Consider the following 16,048-nt stretch of genomic DNA (forward strand, 5'->3'; position numbering starts at 1 on the left):
CTTGATCTTTATCCTCGCTGCTGTTTCAGGCGGACGTGTTCGGTGAGGGTTTCGATTCGTTTCACGGTCTTCCCAGGCTCGTGACGTGGGGCTGGCCTGCGGTTTTTCGAGCCGGGTGGGCGTCCTGGCCCGGGCCGGGAGGGTTGGGGCACGCCAGCGGGACGGGCGGTCTTCACGCGGAGGTGGCGGAACCCCCGACGGACCCGGGCGGGGGTGAGCCGGCGCAGCTCGGCGGGCCGTTCCCAGGGACGGCGGAGGTCCTCGGCGAGGGGCCGGGCGAGGCGGAGCTGGGTGTGGGCGGCGATGATCAGCCAGGTCCACAGGTCGGCCGTGTGCGGATCGCGGACCTTGGGGACGGTCCACCCGAGCGTCTGCTTGAACAGCCGGAAGGTATGTTCAAGATCGAATCTGCGGAGGAACGCCTGCCAGCGCAGGTCGACGTCTTCCCCGGTCATGCCGGTGCGCGAGGACCACAGCCACACCGGCTTGGGGTCGCGGTCGCCAGGCAGGTGGTCGACCTTCAGCCGGATCAACGTGCCGTGGATCAAGGGAAGTTCACCGCAGTGGTCGAGCCAGGGGCCACGAGCCTGCAGGCGGGGATGCATTCGGTCCCAGGCGAGGGCCTCGGCCGTGCCATAGCGAGTGGTGTCGCACACCGTGGCCTGGTCGGGGGTGTGCCAGGATTCCGGCTTGGAGAAGGTCAGGACGCCGCCGTGCTTGCGGGGCTGCCCGCCACGAGGGGTGGAGCGGCGAGGGCCGGCATCCTGGAGTATGACCCGGTCCGAGCGCAGCCGGCCGACCAGCTCGACGGGCAGGTCGGCCAGGACGTAGGCGAGGCGGGTGACGTCGTAGCCGGTGTCCATCACGACGAGGATGTCCGCATCGCCCGGCCGCCACTGCCCGGCGTGCACCAGCCTGGTGACCACCTCGCGCAGCTGGGCGGCGGTCACCGCGGTGGCGTCGTCGGCCGGCCCCAGCCGGATCGCGTCCAGCACGGCCGTCCAGGACGTGCGCCCCGTCTCCAGCGCGGCGACGAAGGAGTAGGGCCAGCCGGGGATGAACTGATCCGCGCTGCGGCCTCGCCCCTAGACGTGGCAGAACAGCAACTCCGGGCTCGTGGGGGCGTCAGGACGCAGCCAGTTGCTCACATCCACCGCGAGCACGATCCGCCCGTCAGCGGCACGCGGCAGCGGCGTGAAGGCCAGCAGCCTGCGCAGGCGGCGCGGTTCCAGCCAGCCGTGGTTGACCGCGTCGTACATCGCTCCGTGCCCACGCCGGTGCTCGGCCGTGAGCGTCAACTCGACCAGCGACGTCACCGGGCCGTCCGAGCACAGCACCGCGTCGGTGAGCTCGAAGAGCGCATCCGCCCGCGTGTAGAGGCAGTCGTAGAACTGGACACGAAAGTGGGACAGGACACCCAACGCGGCGTCAGAGGACTGTTCAGCGGCGAGACTCTTCACCAGCGGCCGTTCCTTCGCGCGACGTTGCTCGACACCTCGAAGCGTGAAGAACGGCCGCCCTGCTGTCCCGGGAACGAACCAAGATCAGCGGGTCAGGTGAACGGCCTAGGTTAAACGCCAAGCTAAGGCGGTTTCGTCCGCTGTATGAGTCCGGTGCGATGAGCCTGAGGGAGATCGCGAAGGAGACCGGGCTGAACCGCCGGACGGTCGGCAAGTACCTCAAGTACCCCGCATCGGTCACACCGCCGAAGAGAGAAACAGCAGATCAGCGGCCTCGGCGGGTGGTGGACGAGGTCGCGCCGCGGATCGACGCGATGCTCAGGTCCGAGATCCTGCTCAAGGGAAGGGTGATCCACGAGCATCTGGCCCAGGAGTACGGGGTCGCGATCAACTACCAGCGGGTGAAGCTCTACCTGCGGGAAGCCCGGCCCCGGATCGCGGAGGAACTGGGCATCAGCCCGGGTGAGCTGGCGGGCCTGCACCGGCGCTTCGAGGTCGTCCCGGGTGCTCAGGCCCAGGTCGACTGGGGGATGAGGGCAGGATCCTGGCCCATGTCGGGATTCCGAAGGTCTACTCCTTCCACATGACGCTGTCATACTCGCGCGACCCGTTCTGCTGCTTCACCACCAGCCAGGACCTGCCCACGTTCTTCGTCTGCCACCGGGCCGCGCTCGCGCACTTCGGCGGGGTGCCGATGAGCATGGTGACCCACTCCACGAGCGCGTGGGGTAGGCCGAGCGCGGCAGGATAGATGACCAACGAGACCCCCGAGCAGCGTGGTTGAGACGTCAGGCATCCCAACCAACAGCCCGGGTGCCTCGCTCGTTGCGGCTTGAGGACCATCACCTGATCGGTGGCCACCTCGAAGAAGCTCACTGGAGCGATCCCCCTTGGCACTACGAGGGAATCGGTCACCAGCCCAGGACCGTCTCCCTGGTGGCGCGTGCCCAGATGGCCTGCTGTCGGGTAGGGAAGCCCATGCGGTTCCAGTGGAAGAGGAGGTGTCGGGCGAGGATACCGCGCAGGCCGAGGCGGAGGCTGCCCTGACGGGCCGTCTTCTCCAGTGCCCGGCCGCTCTGCTGTACGCCGGTCGCCCAGGTCTTCAGCAGTGAGAGCGGGCCGCTGTCGAGTGCGTGGCCGACATCGGCGGTCAGGAGGCGCCGCATGGGGCCGGTCATGGCGCTGATTTTGTCCGGGGGCACGTCGTCGGGGAGTGAACGCCTGGCCTCGATCTGCCCCCACACATCGCCTTGCTCCCCCCATTCCAGTCCGGCGGCCCGCAGCAGCACGGTGGCCATGAGCAGGGAGGTGGCCTTGGCGTCGGGGAATCCGTCGGTGCCCGCGTCGGTGTGCTGGTGGTAGTCGAGTACGCCGACGCTGTCGCGGTGGAACAGGTCGTGGGCGATGGCCATGCCTTTCGGGCCGCCGAACGCCACGGTCTCCGGTTCGTACAGGGACGGCCACCACTTTTTCACCACGCCCCACGACACCGCGGCATCGAGTGTTTTCGCGAGGTGTGCCGCGGTGTCCTCGGGCGGTGTGTCCGGGTTCGGGCGCACCCGCAGGCGCCAGCAGGGGTACTTGCGCACGAACCACCACGCTCCGACGGGCTCGCCGCGCAGGGAGGGCAGGAGGTAGGCGCGGAAGGTCCGCTCCGCGGTGGGGTAGTGGGCGAACTCGATGTTCACCTGGTGCCATTCGGTGGGCCGGGTTTCGAGTGCGGCGCGGCCGGCGGCGCGGTAGCGCTCGACCGCGGCGGCCAGCCGTGCGGGGGCGATGCGCGCTCGTCCGGCGGCTTCCTCGATCGGTGTTCCACGCAGGACGGACAAGACGGCGGTCTCGGCCGCGTCGGCATCGTGCTGGGGCATGTGGGCGCTCCTCAGCTCAGCAGCAGGCAGGCGTCCCAGTCCGTGGCGGGCACGGCGTTCGGCTCGGCGCTTTGGAAGGCCAGGACCGCGCCGGCCGCCCCTTCGAGGAAGCCGGTCTCCTGCGGGGGGCCGGCCGCGAGGAAGCGGCGGCTGATCTGCGGGAGCCGGTCGGTGAACAGGTGTGGGACCTCCGCGTCCTGGGCGACTCGCTGGACGGTGCGCAGGAGGCCGCCGATGCCGTGGCACAGGCCGCGGCCGGTGAGCTGGTCGAGCTGGTACGGATCGCTCAGGCAGTACAGCAGGGCGCGCTCGGCCATCTGTTTGCGTTCCTGGTCGCCCAGGGCGATGGCGGCGAGTTGCTGCGCGCGGGCCAGGCCGGGGGTGCCGTAGCACCACGACGGTGCGGCCGGGAGCGCGGGCGCCGGGCCTGCCTTGCTGATCCACCGGGGCCAGCGGGTTCCGCGGTGGTCGCTCTGCCGGATCTGGTCGAGCCAGCGGCAGATCCGGGCCATGGCGGTGTCGTGGCCGTCCACGGTGATGCCGCGCCGTTTGGCCAGCGCGAGCAGGGTGAGTGGTCCGGCGATGCCGTGGGCGAGGCCCGCGTTGGCGTGGCCGCCCGATGAGGTCACTGTGGGGCCGGCGGGGGCGTGGCCGACCCACCAGCCGGGTGCCGGTCTCCCCGTGGGGCCGGTGACCGGTTCGGTGAGCCGGATCAGGTACTCCAGCACCCGCCTGGTCTCCTCGCCGGTCGGCCGGCGGCGCAGCAGGAGAGCGCCGAGGCCGGTCAGTCCCCGGAACAGGTCGTACTCGGCGAAGGTGGCATGGTGGCCCTGCTCGATGCGGGCGTGGGCGGCGTCCAGGCGGCGGCGTGTGTGTGCGGCCACGATGCCGTCCAGGGTGTGCAGGGCGCCTGCGTACCGGTTGCCGTCGGTGGCCGCCAGGTGCAGGACGTACGCCATGGCGGGGGCGCCGAGGAACAGGCTCGCGTCGTCCGTGTCGATGAGCGGGCCGATGGTGGCCAGCTGCCGGTGGACGGCCTGCCACGTTCCGGTGCCGCGGTGGGCCCGGTCGGTGTGGAGGAGGGCGGTACCGAGGGGGCCGTGCGCGAGGGACTGCCGCGCGGCGGTCTCCGTGGCGGGGCGGGGTGGGGCGGTGGTCACCGTGGGGTTCCTTCGGGGCGGGTGCGGGTGGTCCAGGACAGGGCGGCGGCGCGGGCCAGGCGGCGGCAGGTGGCTTCACTGCCGGGTGCGATGCCTGCGACGCGGTTGTGGTGCATGTGCAGCAGGGAGGGCAGCACAGCGGCCGGTTCGGCGCCGGCGGCGGTGAGGGCGGTCCGGTACCGCTCCAGGGCTTCGCGCCGCTGCCGCCATGCGTCCAGGACGCGGGTGCCGCCGGGCAGGGCGCGTAGGGCGGTGAAGTCGGCGTCGGGTGCGCTGAAGCGGATGGCTGCGGCCTGGACGTCGCGCTCGGGTGCCGGGCCCTCCGTCTTCAGCAGGTGGTCGATCAGCCAGCGGCGCCCTTTCTCGGGGCTGCCGGTGAGGGCGCCGGCGATGTCCACGAAGCCGGCCGCGGTCACGGCCGGGCGCAGGCCGGGTGCCATCGGCAGGGCCAGCTGCGCGATGGCGGCGGTGGAGTCGGCGGCGAAGCAGCGTTCGGCGGCCTCGAGGACGTGGCCGGTGCCGTAGCGGCCCGTCTCCGGCTGGTCGGTGTCCCACTGGATACGGCTGATCAGCCCGTCGTCGCGGAGCGCCGCCGCCCAGGCCCCGGTGCACCGGGCGGCGTCGCCGAAGGCGTGCGGGTGCGGCAGCCGGATGCGTAGCCGCAGGTGGGTGTCCGGGTCGCCGTAGCGGGTGAACCACCACAGTGGTGTGCCGCCCTCCCACTGCCGGAACAGGGTGGGCAGGTGCGTGGTCAGGAGCTCCTGGGCGCGGTCGGGGTGGCAGTAGATCTTCAGGTACGCCCACGGGGAAGTGCCGGGCAGCCGCCCGGCATCGCGGCGGACCACCACCGGCGCGCCGGTGGTGCGGGCCGGGGCGGGCGGCAGGGTGGAGGCGAACGGCATGGTGATCTCGTGGGCGTGACCCAGCCAGCCGAGCGCGTCGTCCTCGGGTGCCTCGTGCAGGGTCACGGTGCCGGTGCGCTCCAGCTCGGCGCGCAGCAGTTGCAGATGGGCGGCCTCGTCGAGGTCGAGCCGGAGACGCCGGTCGTCGGATCCCGCACAGACGGTGCGGGGCACTCCGTAGTGGCAGCGCCAGTCGGTGAAGCGGCGCAGCCAGCCGGCCCCGTCCGGGGGGCCGACGTCGCGCAGCCGCAGCCGCCAGAGCGCCGGGGAGAGGATGGTGCGGCCGGTGCGGACTTCGGGCAGGAACGGCAGCCGGGCGGCGGCTCCCCAGGCGAACGGTGTCAGGACGGCGGTGTGCGAGCGGTGCACCTCGGTGACGAAGCGGACGAGGGGGTGGGTGGCGTTGGTGAGTTCCACGGCGTTCATCACCGACGGCTCGACGAGCCTGCCGGTGGACAGCGACACCAGGTAGAGGCGCCGGGAGTCGGCGCCGACGGCGAGGTCCTCCAGGTCGAGGGTGGCGGCCGGGTTGTACTCGCCGACGGAGAGCACGTGCGGCACGACGGCGGGGGCCCGGCCGACGTTCTGGGTGCGCAGCCGCAGCGGCGGGCTGGAGATCTGGGCGCGGACCGCGTCGGCGGCGAGGGTGGGCAGGGCGGCGTGGGCGGCCGTCATGCGGTCGCGGTCGGGCTGCTCCAGCAGGGCCAGGAAGCGGCCGGTCGTGGTGCCGGCCGCCTGCGACAGGCCCGCGGCGCTCAGCGTGAACCGGCCGCGCCGCAGCTCGTCCAGGGAGGTGGCGAGCACGGTGAAGCACAGCTCGATGTGGGCGGGCACCTGGGCGGGTTCATCGACGGCCAGGGCGGCCAGGTCCTCCTCGGTGAGGACGATCTCGCGCACGTGGCGCACCGCGGCGTCCTGGACCAGAGCGAGGAGGTGTTCGTCCCGGCCGGTCGTGGCCCGGACGGGGCGAGGGAGGGCCGAGTCCCGGTAGCCGGCCGGGAAGCCCAGGCCGGTGTCGGGATCGGTGAGGTCGCGGACCGGCACCAGCGCGCCCATGCTGTACCGCTCCAGGAAGCGGGCGCGGTAGTCCTGCCACGCCGGGGATCCGGCGGGGTACGGGGTGATGCGGGCCATGACCGCCAGGGCGCGCTCGGCTTCCCGCGCGACGGCCCGGGGCAGGACGATGCGGCAGTCGGGGCGCAGGTGCACCGCGAGAGTGCGGTCCGACGCCCCGGCCCCGGCCATGGCCGTCATCCGCCGTGCTGCCTCGGCGCGGACGGCCCGCTGCTCGCCGCCTGGTGGTGCGGCGTCGTGCCGGGCCAGGAGCCGGTGGATGTGCCGGAGCCGATCGGCGGTGGCGGCGACCTCGGGAACGGCCCCGGCGCCGACGGTGTCGAGCTGGTCCACCAGGTGCCCGAAAGCGTCGTCGTCGGTCATGGGCGCCCGCAGGCTGGTGAGGAGGACGCGGTGCGCGATCAGGTTCCGCACCGTGTCCTCGATCACCGCGCCGGGGGCGGCCGGGTAGTCGGTGTGCAGCTCGGCCACGAGGTCGCCGACCGTGATGGGGCGGCGGGCGAGAGCGAGGATCCTCTCCACGGCCGGGGTGCGCCGCAGCCTCACCTGTGCGGGCCCGTCCTTGCCCGGCTGGTGGGGCACTGTGGCCTGGGTGCCGCGGAGCGTGCAGGTGGGGTCGGCCATGACCGGCAGGCGCCGCAGCAGGCCGGGGTTCTTCTCCAGGGCGGAGACGAGCTCTGCCGTCCACTGGGCGTCCGCGCGGGCGAACGCCCAGTGCCGGCTGCCCCAGCGGACCTCCGGGGCGCGGCCCAGGTGTACGGGCGCGGGGCCGGCGAACAACCCGAAGGGGGTGGCGCGGTGCCGCATCCGCAGCAGGTAGCGCATCAGGGACATCACGGTCCGCCGGACGGCGCGGGGTTGTTGGAGGTGGCCGCTGAGTACGCCGTGCACGGCTTCGGCCAGCAGCGGGCCGGCGACCTCGACGGCCTCCGCCGTGGCGCCGTCCGCCCAGACCTGTTCCGTCCATACCCGCCAGCGCTCCACATCCGCGGGGCTGTGGCCGTCCAGGTCGGGGCGAGCACCTCGTATCCGTGCCCGTGGGCGCAGGTCGACCAGGCGGCGGCGTCCACATACCCGCCGGAGGTCAGGGCCCGGTCCGCCAGGTCGTCGACCCATCTGTTGCGGCCACCCGCGACCGGGTAGGTGCGCTGCATGACCAGCGCCGGGTCACCGGTCCGCTCCCAGTCCGGTGACATGTCGGCGGGGGCGTCGTGGAACAGCCCCGCCACGATGGTGTGCCGGCCGGGGCACACCAGGGTGGTCAGCCAGCTCGCCTGCGTCCGGCGGAGACCGGCATCCCACGCGCAGGCCCGCACCGACACCAGATTGATCTTCCCCGGACCGGGCTCCCCGCCCGGGTCCCGCAGGCGGGCGACGGCGTGCGCGGGCATCTCCCCGGGCGCCGTCTGCCGGTGCCAGGGCATCTCCTCCACCACCACCGGTCCGTCGGCGGGCACCAGCAGGGCGATGTCGTGCCGGGTCAACGGTCGCGGGCCGCCCACGTAGGCGTCCATGCCCAGCGCCTGCTCCACCTCCAGCACCTCGTCCGGGTGCAGGCCCTGCCAGAAGACGACAGCGGGGCTCTGCCCGGCGATCCACTCACAGACCGCCGATGACTTCTCCCCCAGGTCCGGCCGGGTGGTACAGGAGATCAGACGCAACAACGACGCGGTCACAGCACGCTCCTCATCGTGGCAATCACAGCAGTAACGGAAAGAAAAAGGGCGTCAGCCCACCGGGGCCGGCAAGCCCGGAGACCGGGCAAGGGCGGCAGTTCAGGACGCCGGATCGGCAGCCGTCTCGGCCCGGGCGGCGTGCGCTTCGCGGTACGGCTCGCTCAGTTCCCCGCCCCACGCCACGCCCCAGCCCGACGCCATGCCCGCACAGTGGTGCACCGGCCGCACCAGCCAGGCCCGCTCCCCCACCGGCCGGTCCGGCCCGGCCTCGGGAGGCGGCAGCAGCACCAGCTCGCCCCGCGGCAGCAGCGCCGCGTCCGGCTCGCGCCAGCCACCGGCCGAGTGGACACGGACAAGGAACTCGGCACCGGACGGGCCGAAGACGACCGGTCCGGTCCGCGTCCCGTACGCCCGCATCCGGGCCAGGGCCGGCCGCGCCAGACCGGCCGGCATGCGCAGCACGTCGAAACCGATCCCGGCCGGGACCTCGGCCGGCCCACCCCGGGCCCACGCCGCGAGCACATTGGACAGACGGCCGGTGGGCTCCAGAAGGTTGTCCGGCACCCCGCGCCGTACCCGCCCGGCGGGGCAGTGACGGTGGTGGTCCATCCGATCGGCCTGCACAGGGACAGCGGCGAGGATCACCGGCCCTCACCGCCCCGGTCCACGACCAGCCGGTGCCGGCCGTACATCACCAGGTGCAGCACCGCCGAGGACGCGCACAGGTGCCCCGGACGGCGCGGCGGCACCGCCCAGTACGAGCAGCCAGCGTCGCCGCAGTCGGTCAATCGCGGGTGCGGCACCTCCACCTCGGTGCCGGTCCCGAGGCAGGCGATCCCCTCGTCCCTCCACAGTCCGGCCGCGCCCGGGTGCACCAGGGCCCAGTAGTGCTGCCAGTAGGTGTCCAGGAACGCAGGCCCGGCCAGCACCTCGCCGAGGTACCGGTCCACCGCGCCGACCTCCCGCGCGCCCGCGGCCGCGTACACCAGCTCCACCGGGATACGCACCGCCGCGAACAGGGCCCCGCACCGCAACGGGGCAGTCCTGGTGCTCTCCCACGCCGCGCGGACCCGCTCCCGGTCATCCGCCGCGGACATCAGCCAGTTCGCAACAGCCACATCCCGCTCAGCGCCGCTCACCGCGCAGCCCGGGTCCACTTCTGCCAGAGCGATCACCGCGGCACCCCCTTGGCGAGGGTGTCGGATGTCGTGATCTGCTGCCCTTCCTCCGGGTGCCGATCACCGTCCGAAGGGCCGTACCATCTCGCGCTCCACCACATCGGTGCCGTTCCTCCTACGCGTGTGTCCTGTGGGTGGCCTGACAGACGAAGGCGCCAGGACTGGTTGTCGTGCCACAGCCGCCCTCTCAGCAGGCGAGCCCGCCCGACGCCGGTCGTGACAATCAGTCAACAGAAAGTGACCCTGTGTCGGTACGGTGACAGGGAAGCGGAACGGTATATCGGGTATACGGGGCGGTCCTCCATGGCCAAGCGCACAGCAAACGCCGAGCTCAAGCAGTTCGTCACCGAGTCCGGATGGACCTACGCCGCTCTGGCGCGCGCCGTGCGAGTGGTGGCCGCCGAGCACGGCGAGACGCTGCGGACGAACAAATCCACAGTCGAGCACTGGCTCTCCGGAACGATCCCGGCCGGAAAAACCGGCTGCTACCTGGCCATCGCTCTGTCCCGGCGGCTGGGGCGCATTCTTACCGAGGGCGACCTTGGTCTGCCTGCCACCGACAGCGAGGATGACAGCATCGGACTGGCCTCGGCCCCGATCCGGTGGAAGCCCTACTGGCAATGTGGAGGGACGAGTTGGACCGGCGCCACTTCCTGACCACGTCCGCCTACTCGGTGGCCGCCGCCGCTCTGCCCCTGTCCCATGTGCGAGAGATGACCGACCGTGTTGCGGCAGCACGCACCGGCCGCATCGTCGGCATGGCCGAGGTCGCCGCGGTCCGGGACATGGTGCGGATGCTGTCGGAGATGGACGAACGCCACGGCGGGCAGCACGGCCGCAGCGCCCTGGTCCAGTACCTCCGCGATGATGTCGCGCCGCTGTGCAGAGGCCGGTTCCGCACCGAGGAAACCCACCGGCAAATGCTCTCGGCCGCCTCCCGGGGCGTGCACCTGCTGGGATGGAAGGCGTACGACGCCGGGCAGCAGGGCCTGGCCCAGCGCTACTACCTCCAGTCCTACGCTCTGGCCGTCGAGTCCGGTATCGCCGGGCACGACGGCTTCGTGATGCGCACCATGGCAATGCAGGGCCTCAAGCTGCACCGACCCGAGCACTGCCTCGGCCTGGCCGAGACGGGACTGAACCGCGCCAAGGGCAGGGTGGACTGCCAAACCGAGGCACTTTTCCGGGTGGTCCACGCCCACACCCTGGCCAGGGCAGGGCACACTCGCCTCGCTCTCGCCGAAGCCGACCATGCCCGCACACTGCTGGACGGCGGCGCAGAGGACGAGGTGCCGTTCTGGGCTCTGGCCTGGGGCCCGCCGGCCGCATCGGTGTACTCCCGTACCGCGAAGGTGTTCGAATCCCTGGGCGACCACAGAAACGCCGCCGAACAATATGCTCGCGCCGCCTCCTCCCGTCCCGCCGGCACCTACGCCCGCATCGTCGCCCTGGACCTGGTCGCCCAAGCCGAGATGCAGCTCAAGCAGGGCGGCATCGAGCAGGCGTGCGCCACCTGGAACCTGGCAATGGACCGCATGGACGGCGTGCAGTCCGCCCGCACCCTCAAAGCCGTCAGGAACATGCGTCGCAATCTGCGCCGATTCCGCACCCGCGGAGTACGCTGCGCCACTGCCCTCGACGAACGCGCGACCGACTTCCTGACCTCCTCCTGACTCCGGCAGCCCCACGGCTGGAGGAAGACGCGCTGCCCCCAGTAGTACCGGGGCGCCACCTCGACCGGGCCGATGCATGGCCGATCACGCCCCTCTATGGGCTGTCTCGGAGCCATCGAGGCCCGGCAGGGCAACGTCGAGGCCGCCTGCGCCACCTGGTCGCGAGCGCTCGACGCGATGAGCGGAGTCCAGTCCGGACGAGCACGCGAGACGGTACTGACCATGCGCCGGGTCATCTCGTCCTTCCGCAACCGCGGCATCGGCGCGGTCACCGAACTCGACGCCCGGACCGCTTCCCTGCTACGCACGGGAAACTGACCCGGCCCCATCCGACCACGGCCGAGGCGTCCCGCCCCGGTCACCCACACAGCAGGAAGGCCAGCTGCATGTCGGCGGAAACGTTCGAGGTACGGAGCATCGCCACCGTCGTGGGCGGACGCAAGGAGCCCACCGACGACTTCTGGGGCGGCACCCGGGCCGTCATCCGCCTCCACCCCGAGTACCCCGTCGAGACCCTCCAGGGCATCGAGGAGTTCAGCCACCTCACGGTGGTCTTCCACTTCCACCTCGTCAGCCGGTCCGAGGAGCACATCGGCGTCCGCAGCCCCCGGAACAACCCCGACTGGCCCGAGACCGGCACCTTCGTGCACCGCAACATGCGCCGGCCCAACCGGCTCGGTCTCGCCTTCCCTCGCCTTCTCAAGGTCGACGGACGCGACCTGCACGTCACCGACCTGGACGCCGTCGACGGCACCCCGGTCATCGACCTCGCCCCCTGGTTCGCCGAATTCGGCCCCCGCGGTGATGTGCGGCAGCCGAGCTGGCCCACCGAGATGCTCCGGGACTACTGGGAGACCCCCGAACAAGCCTGAGCAGCCCACGCGCCTGCCGTCCGGGACTGCCCGCACTTCGCTGGCCTGTCACGATCATCGCCCTGCTCGCCCCCAACCACCGACCGCGTCACCGACACCACCCCGCTCAGACGCCTCAGGCGAGCATCGGCTGATCGTCCCCGATCACCGGGCCCGCCGATCTGGCGGTCGGCGGGCCCGCAACAGTCAGGTCCCCGAGCGCAGCCGGTCCAGTTCGCTGCCGATCGCGTCCCGCAGTGCGTCGTGCCGCGGACCGAGCGCGAACTGCCCGTCGCTCCACCGTTCACGCGGGTAGAGCCACACCGGCCTGCCCACCATGTCGGCCGGCTCCCACTCGAACCGCGGCCAGACATGCGCGTGCAAGAACGGATCCGTGTTCCCCAGGATCTCCAGGTTGACCCGGCGGAAAGCCGGGTCCAGCCGCCGGCAGGCGCGCTCGACCGCTTCACCGAGCTGGTCCATGTCGGACAGGAACGACAGCCGCTTCGGCCTCGGCAGGTCCGACAGCCGCTGCACATCCGGTTCGTCCACGAGCAGAACCGAGTAGCCCGGCAGAAACTGAACGTCCCCGATCACCGCGAACCCCGCCGTCAGCCGCCGCAGCACAGTGGGGTTCTCGCCTCTCAGCGCAGCCCCGATCCGGTCCATCCGCCAGTCACCAGCCATGGCCGGAACCTACATACCGGTGATCAAGAAACGCTTTTCGGTCCCCATCCTCCTCACACAGCTCGAAGGCCGGGTAAAGGGGGCGAGGAGCATCCACGACCGCTACCGACTTGCCCAGTCTCCACCGGTTCGCCCAGGGGCCTTGGCCCAAGGCCCGAGCAGTACCGGCGGCAGAACCGCGGCGATCAGCCCTTCGAACGCGAAAACCTCACGGTCTCAACGAAACCGTGGGGAAATGGTTTGTGTCCGAGGGGGGACTTGAACCCCCACGCCCGATAAAGGGCACTAGCACCTCAAGCTAGCGCGTCTGCCATTCCGCCACCCGGACCGGTGCGCGACCGCAGCCCAGGAGCCGCGGCGACTGGGTCCACCATACCAAGTCCCCGGGGTGCCTCTCACCCGTATAAGCCGTGGTCCGGCAGGGTGCCGGACGGATACCGGGGCGGGTACCGGGGCGGGTACCGGGGCGGGTGCGCCGCCGTACGGCCCCACCGGTGCGGCCCGTGCACGGGCCGCACCGGTGGGGCCGGGCTCGGCGTACCCGGCCGCGCAGCGGGAACGCACAATGGACGGACCGCGGCACGGGGACCGCGGCCCGGGCACGTACGCACCGGGAGCACCGAGCGAGGCAGGACGGATCTGATGGGCCGAGTCACCGAGCGCCGCCGCGTCGTCCGCCTCCGCGACGGCGCGGTGAGCGAGCGCGCCGACACCCTGGTCGCCGAGGAACCGCTGGAGATCCGGCTCGACGGCCGGCCGCTGGCCATCACCATGCGCACCCCCGGCGACGACTTCGCGCTGGCGGCGGGCTTCCTGGTGAGCGAGGGCGTACTGGCCCGCCCCGAGGAGCTGGCCACCATCGTCTACTGCGCCGGTGCCACCGAGCAGGCCGACGGCACCACCCGCAACAGCTACAACGTCGTCGACGTCCGCCTCGCCCCCGGAGTCCCGGTGCCCGACATCACCCTGGAGCGGAACGTCTACACCACCTCCTCGTGCGGCCTGTGCGGCAAGGCCAGCCTGGACGCGGTCCGCACCACGGCCCGCTGGCCGCTCGGCGACGGCGCGCTGCGCGTCGAGCCCGGCGTGCTGGCCGGGCTGCCCGACCGGCTCCGCGCCGCCCAGCGGGTGTTCGACCGGACCGGGGGCCTGCACGCCGCCGGGCTGTTCTCCCCCACCGGGGAGCTGCTGGACCTGTGCGAGGACGTCGGCCGCCACAACGCCGTCGACAAGCTGGTCGGCCGCGCCCTGACACAGGGCCGGCTCCCCCTGTCGGGAACGGTGCTGCTGGTCTCCGGACGGGCGTCGTTCGAACTGGCGCAGAAGGCCGTGATGGCGGGCGTACCGGTGCTGGCCGCCGTCTCCGCGCCGTCCTCCCTCGCCGTGGACCTGGCCGCCGAGACCGGGCTCACCCTGGTGGGCTTCCTGCGGGGCACCTCGATGAACGTCTACGCCGGCGGGCACCGCGTCGCGCTGGAGCGCACCGAGCCGGTCCCGCACGGGGACTCCGGGTAGCCACCGGGCACCTGCGGCGGCCGTACGGGCGCCGCGGGCAGCCAACGCTGCCCTTCCGGGCACGCCGCCGATCGGATACGGTCGCCCCGCTGTGACACCCCGCCGCGGCACGGTACGGCACGGCAAGGAGCGGCAATTGCGTGAGATCACCGTCCCCGCTCTGGCGGCGGCCCCCCGGAGCGGAGGGCTGGCCGACGCCGTCCACGAGCGCGCCGAACGGGATCCGCACCAGGTGATGCTGGCCCGCAAGGACGCCTCGGGCCACTGGCGCGACGTGACCGCGGGCGAGTTCCGCGACCAGGTGCTGGCCCTGGCCAGGGGACTGCTCGCCGAGGGGGTGCGGTTCGGCGACCGGGTCGCGATCATGTCCCGCACCCGCTACGAGTGGACCCTGTTCGACTTCGCCCTGTGGTCCGTCGGCGCCCAGCCGGTACCGGTCTACCCCACCTCCTCGGCCGAGCAGGTCCACTGGATACTCCACGACGCCGAGGTCTCCGCCGCCGTCGTCGAGCACGAGGACCACGCGATGACCGTCGGCTCGGTGATCGACCGGCTGCCGCGGCTGCGCCGGCTGTGGCAGCTCGACGCCGGAGCCGAACGCGACCTGTCCGCCGCCGGGACGCACCTCCCCTCCGAGACGGTGCACCGGCACCGGGCCGCGGTCACCCCCGACACCCCGGCCACCGTCATCTACACCTCCGGCACCACCGGACGCCCCAAGGGCTGCGTGCTCACCCACGGCAACTTCATGGCCGAGTGCGACAACATCATCGAGCGCTACGAGGCCGTCTTCCCCACCGGACCCGGCGCCCAGGCCTCCACCCTGCTCTTCCTCCCCCTCGCCCATGTCTTCGGCCGGATGATCGAGGTCGGGGCGGTCCGCGCCGGGGTACGGCTCGGCCACCAGCCCGACCTGACCGCCGCCGCGCTCCTGCCCGACCTGGCGTCCTTCCGCCCGACTTTCGTCCTCGCGGTGCCCTACGTCTTCGAGCGGATCTTCCACGCCGCCCGGCGCCGGGCCGAGGCCGAGGGCAGGCTGGGCCCCTTCGACAAGGCCGTGGACACCGCGGTCCACTACGCCGAGGCGGCGGAGCACAAGGCCTTCGGCACCGGCCCCGGCCCGAGTACGGCCCTGCGGATACGGCACCAGCTCTTCGACCGGGCCGTCTACGCCCGGCTGCGCGCCGCGCTCGGCGGCCGCTGCCGGTACGCGGTCTCCGGCGGCTCCGCGATGGAACGGCGGCTGGGGCTGTTCTACGACGGCGCCGGCATCCGGATCCTCGAGGGGTACGGGCTGACCGAGACCACCGCCGCGGCCGTCGTCAACCCGCCCGAGCGGACCCGCTTCGGCACCGTCGGCCTCCCCCTGCCGGGCACCACGGTGCACATCGCGGACGACGGCGAGGTGTGGCTGCGCGGCGGCCAGGTCTTCGCCGGCTATCTGAACAACCCCCGGGCCACTGCCGAGGCCCTGCGCGACGGCTGGCTGGCCACCGGCGACCTCGGCTCTCTGGACGAGGACGGCTTCCTGACGATCACCGGGCGGAAGAAGGAGATCCTGGTGACCTCCAGCGGCAAGAGCCTGTCACCGGCGGTCCTGGAGGACCGGGTGCGGGCACATCCGCTGGTGGCGCACTGCGTCGTCGTCGGCAACGACCGGCCGTACGTCGCCGCGCTGATCACCCTCGACCACGAGGCCGTGCGGCACTGGACGGCCATGCGGGACAGACCGCTGCCGGGCCCCGCCGAGCTGGTCCGCGACCCCGAGCTGGAGGCCGAGATCAGACGGTCGGTGGTGGCCGCCAACACCCTGGTCTCCCACGCCGAGGCGATCCGCACCTTCCGGATCCTGGGCTCCTCCCTCACCGAGGAGGAGGGACTGCTGACCCCCTCCCTGAAAGTGCGGCGCAGGGCCGTCGAGAAGGCGTACGCAGCCGAGATCGAGGCACTCTACCGGCGCTGACCGGCCAAAACGGCTCAGGGCCGGCCCGGTGCGGCCCCCGG

14 protein-coding genes, 1 tRNA gene and 1 pseudogene are annotated in these 16,048 nt (G+C 72.3%); 7 read left to right on the top strand and 9 right to left on the bottom strand.

Annotated features, from left to right (window positions below; genetic code table 11):
- Positions 1-8 precede the first annotated feature (8 nt).
- Positions 9-1,460, bottom strand: a pseudogene (locus tag CUT44_RS31115) (NF041680 family putative transposase).
- Positions 1,461-1,618: 158 nt separating this feature from the next.
- Here CUT44_RS31115 and CUT44_RS31120 point away from each other — a divergent pair.
- A complete protein-coding gene (locus CUT44_RS31120; RefSeq protein WP_456300521.1) occupies positions 1,619-2,047 on the top strand; it encodes a hypothetical protein in 429 nt (142 codons plus the stop codon).
- On the opposite strand, the gene CUT44_RS35070 is transcribed toward CUT44_RS31120, so the two are convergent.
- From CUT44_RS35070 to CUT44_RS31145, 6 genes are all read right to left on the bottom strand, one after another.
- Positions 2,031-2,219: a hypothetical protein gene (locus CUT44_RS35070; protein WP_456300522.1), complete on the bottom strand. Its 189-nt coding sequence runs from the start codon at positions 2,217-2,219 to the stop codon at positions 2,031-2,033. The genes CUT44_RS31120 and CUT44_RS35070 overlap by 17 nt on opposite strands.
- A gap of 152 nt (positions 2,220-2,371) precedes the next feature.
- Positions 2,372-3,328: a thiopeptide-type bacteriocin biosynthesis protein gene (locus CUT44_RS31125; RefSeq protein ID WP_100205357.1), complete on the bottom strand. Its 957-nt coding sequence runs from the start codon at positions 3,326-3,328 to the stop codon at positions 2,372-2,374.
- 11 nt (positions 3,329-3,339) lie between these two features.
- Positions 3,340-4,488: a lanthionine synthetase C family protein gene (locus CUT44_RS31130; protein ID WP_100205358.1), complete on the bottom strand. Its 1,149-nt coding sequence runs from the start codon at positions 4,486-4,488 to the stop codon at positions 3,340-3,342.
- Positions 4,485-7,448 (bottom strand): lantibiotic dehydratase, encoded by a 2,964-nt coding sequence (locus tag CUT44_RS31135; RefSeq protein ID WP_233221800.1) that lies wholly within the window; start codon positions 7,446-7,448, stop codon positions 4,485-4,487. Before CUT44_RS31135 ends, CUT44_RS31130 begins: the two co-directional genes overlap by 4 nt.
- A gap of 791 nt (positions 7,449-8,239) precedes the next feature.
- The gene (locus tag CUT44_RS31140) at positions 8,240-8,749 is read right to left on the bottom strand and encodes a hypothetical protein (protein WP_100205360.1); all 510 of its coding nucleotides are present in this window, start codon (positions 8,747-8,749) and stop codon (positions 8,240-8,242) included.
- Between the two features lie 32 nt (positions 8,750-8,781).
- Complete coding sequence (locus tag CUT44_RS31145) at positions 8,782-9,315, bottom strand: hypothetical protein (RefSeq protein WP_146252332.1); 534 nt, start codon at positions 9,313-9,315, stop codon at positions 8,782-8,784.
- A gap of 306 nt (positions 9,316-9,621) precedes the next feature.
- On the opposite strand from CUT44_RS31145, the gene CUT44_RS34375 reads away from it, so the two are divergent.
- From CUT44_RS34375 to CUT44_RS31165, 4 genes are all read left to right on the top strand, one after another.
- Positions 9,622-9,975: a hypothetical protein gene (locus CUT44_RS34375; protein WP_100205362.1), complete on the top strand. Its 354-nt coding sequence runs from the start codon at positions 9,622-9,624 to the stop codon at positions 9,973-9,975.
- Positions 9,954-10,991: a hypothetical protein gene (locus tag CUT44_RS31155; protein WP_158239696.1), complete on the top strand. Its 1,038-nt coding sequence runs from the start codon at positions 9,954-9,956 to the stop codon at positions 10,989-10,991. Before CUT44_RS34375 ends, CUT44_RS31155 begins: the two co-directional genes overlap by 22 nt.
- Before the next feature lie 96 nt (positions 10,992-11,087).
- Positions 11,088-11,309, top strand: coding sequence for a hypothetical protein (locus tag CUT44_RS31160; RefSeq protein ID WP_100205364.1), 222 nt, complete (start codon positions 11,088-11,090; stop codon positions 11,307-11,309).
- 68 nt (positions 11,310-11,377) lie between these two features.
- Positions 11,378-11,863 carry an SAM-dependent methyltransferase gene (locus CUT44_RS31165; RefSeq protein ID WP_100205365.1) on the top strand — a complete coding sequence of 162 codons (486 nt, stop codon included), beginning with the start codon at positions 11,378-11,380 and terminating at the stop codon, positions 11,861-11,863.
- Between the two features lie 186 nt (positions 11,864-12,049).
- On the opposite strand, the gene CUT44_RS31170 is transcribed toward CUT44_RS31165, so the two are convergent.
- On the bottom strand, positions 12,050-12,529 hold the full coding sequence (locus CUT44_RS31170; protein WP_100205366.1) for an HIT family protein: 480 nt from the start codon (positions 12,527-12,529) through the stop codon (positions 12,050-12,052).
- A gap of 243 nt (positions 12,530-12,772) precedes the next feature.
- Positions 12,773-12,857, bottom strand: a tRNA-Leu gene (locus CUT44_RS31175).
- A 314-nt stretch (positions 12,858-13,171) separates the two neighbouring features.
- Between CUT44_RS31175 and fdhD the strand changes: the two genes are divergently transcribed.
- Together fdhD and CUT44_RS31185 are read left to right on the top strand one after the other, a co-directional pair.
- Positions 13,172-14,044 carry a formate dehydrogenase accessory sulfurtransferase FdhD gene (gene fdhD, locus CUT44_RS31180; RefSeq protein WP_100205367.1) on the top strand — a complete coding sequence of 291 codons (873 nt, stop codon included), beginning with the start codon at positions 13,172-13,174 and terminating at the stop codon, positions 14,042-14,044.
- A 136-nt stretch (positions 14,045-14,180) separates the two neighbouring features.
- Positions 14,181-16,007, top strand: a complete 1,827-nt coding sequence (locus CUT44_RS31185) for an AMP-dependent synthetase/ligase (protein ID WP_100205368.1) — start codon at positions 14,181-14,183, stop codon at positions 16,005-16,007.
- Positions 16,008-16,048: the final 41 nt, after the last annotated feature.

This window comes from Streptomyces carminius (genome assembly GCF_002794255.1).
Taxonomy (GTDB): Bacteria; Actinomycetota; Actinomycetes; order Streptomycetales; family Streptomycetaceae; genus Streptomyces; species Streptomyces carminius.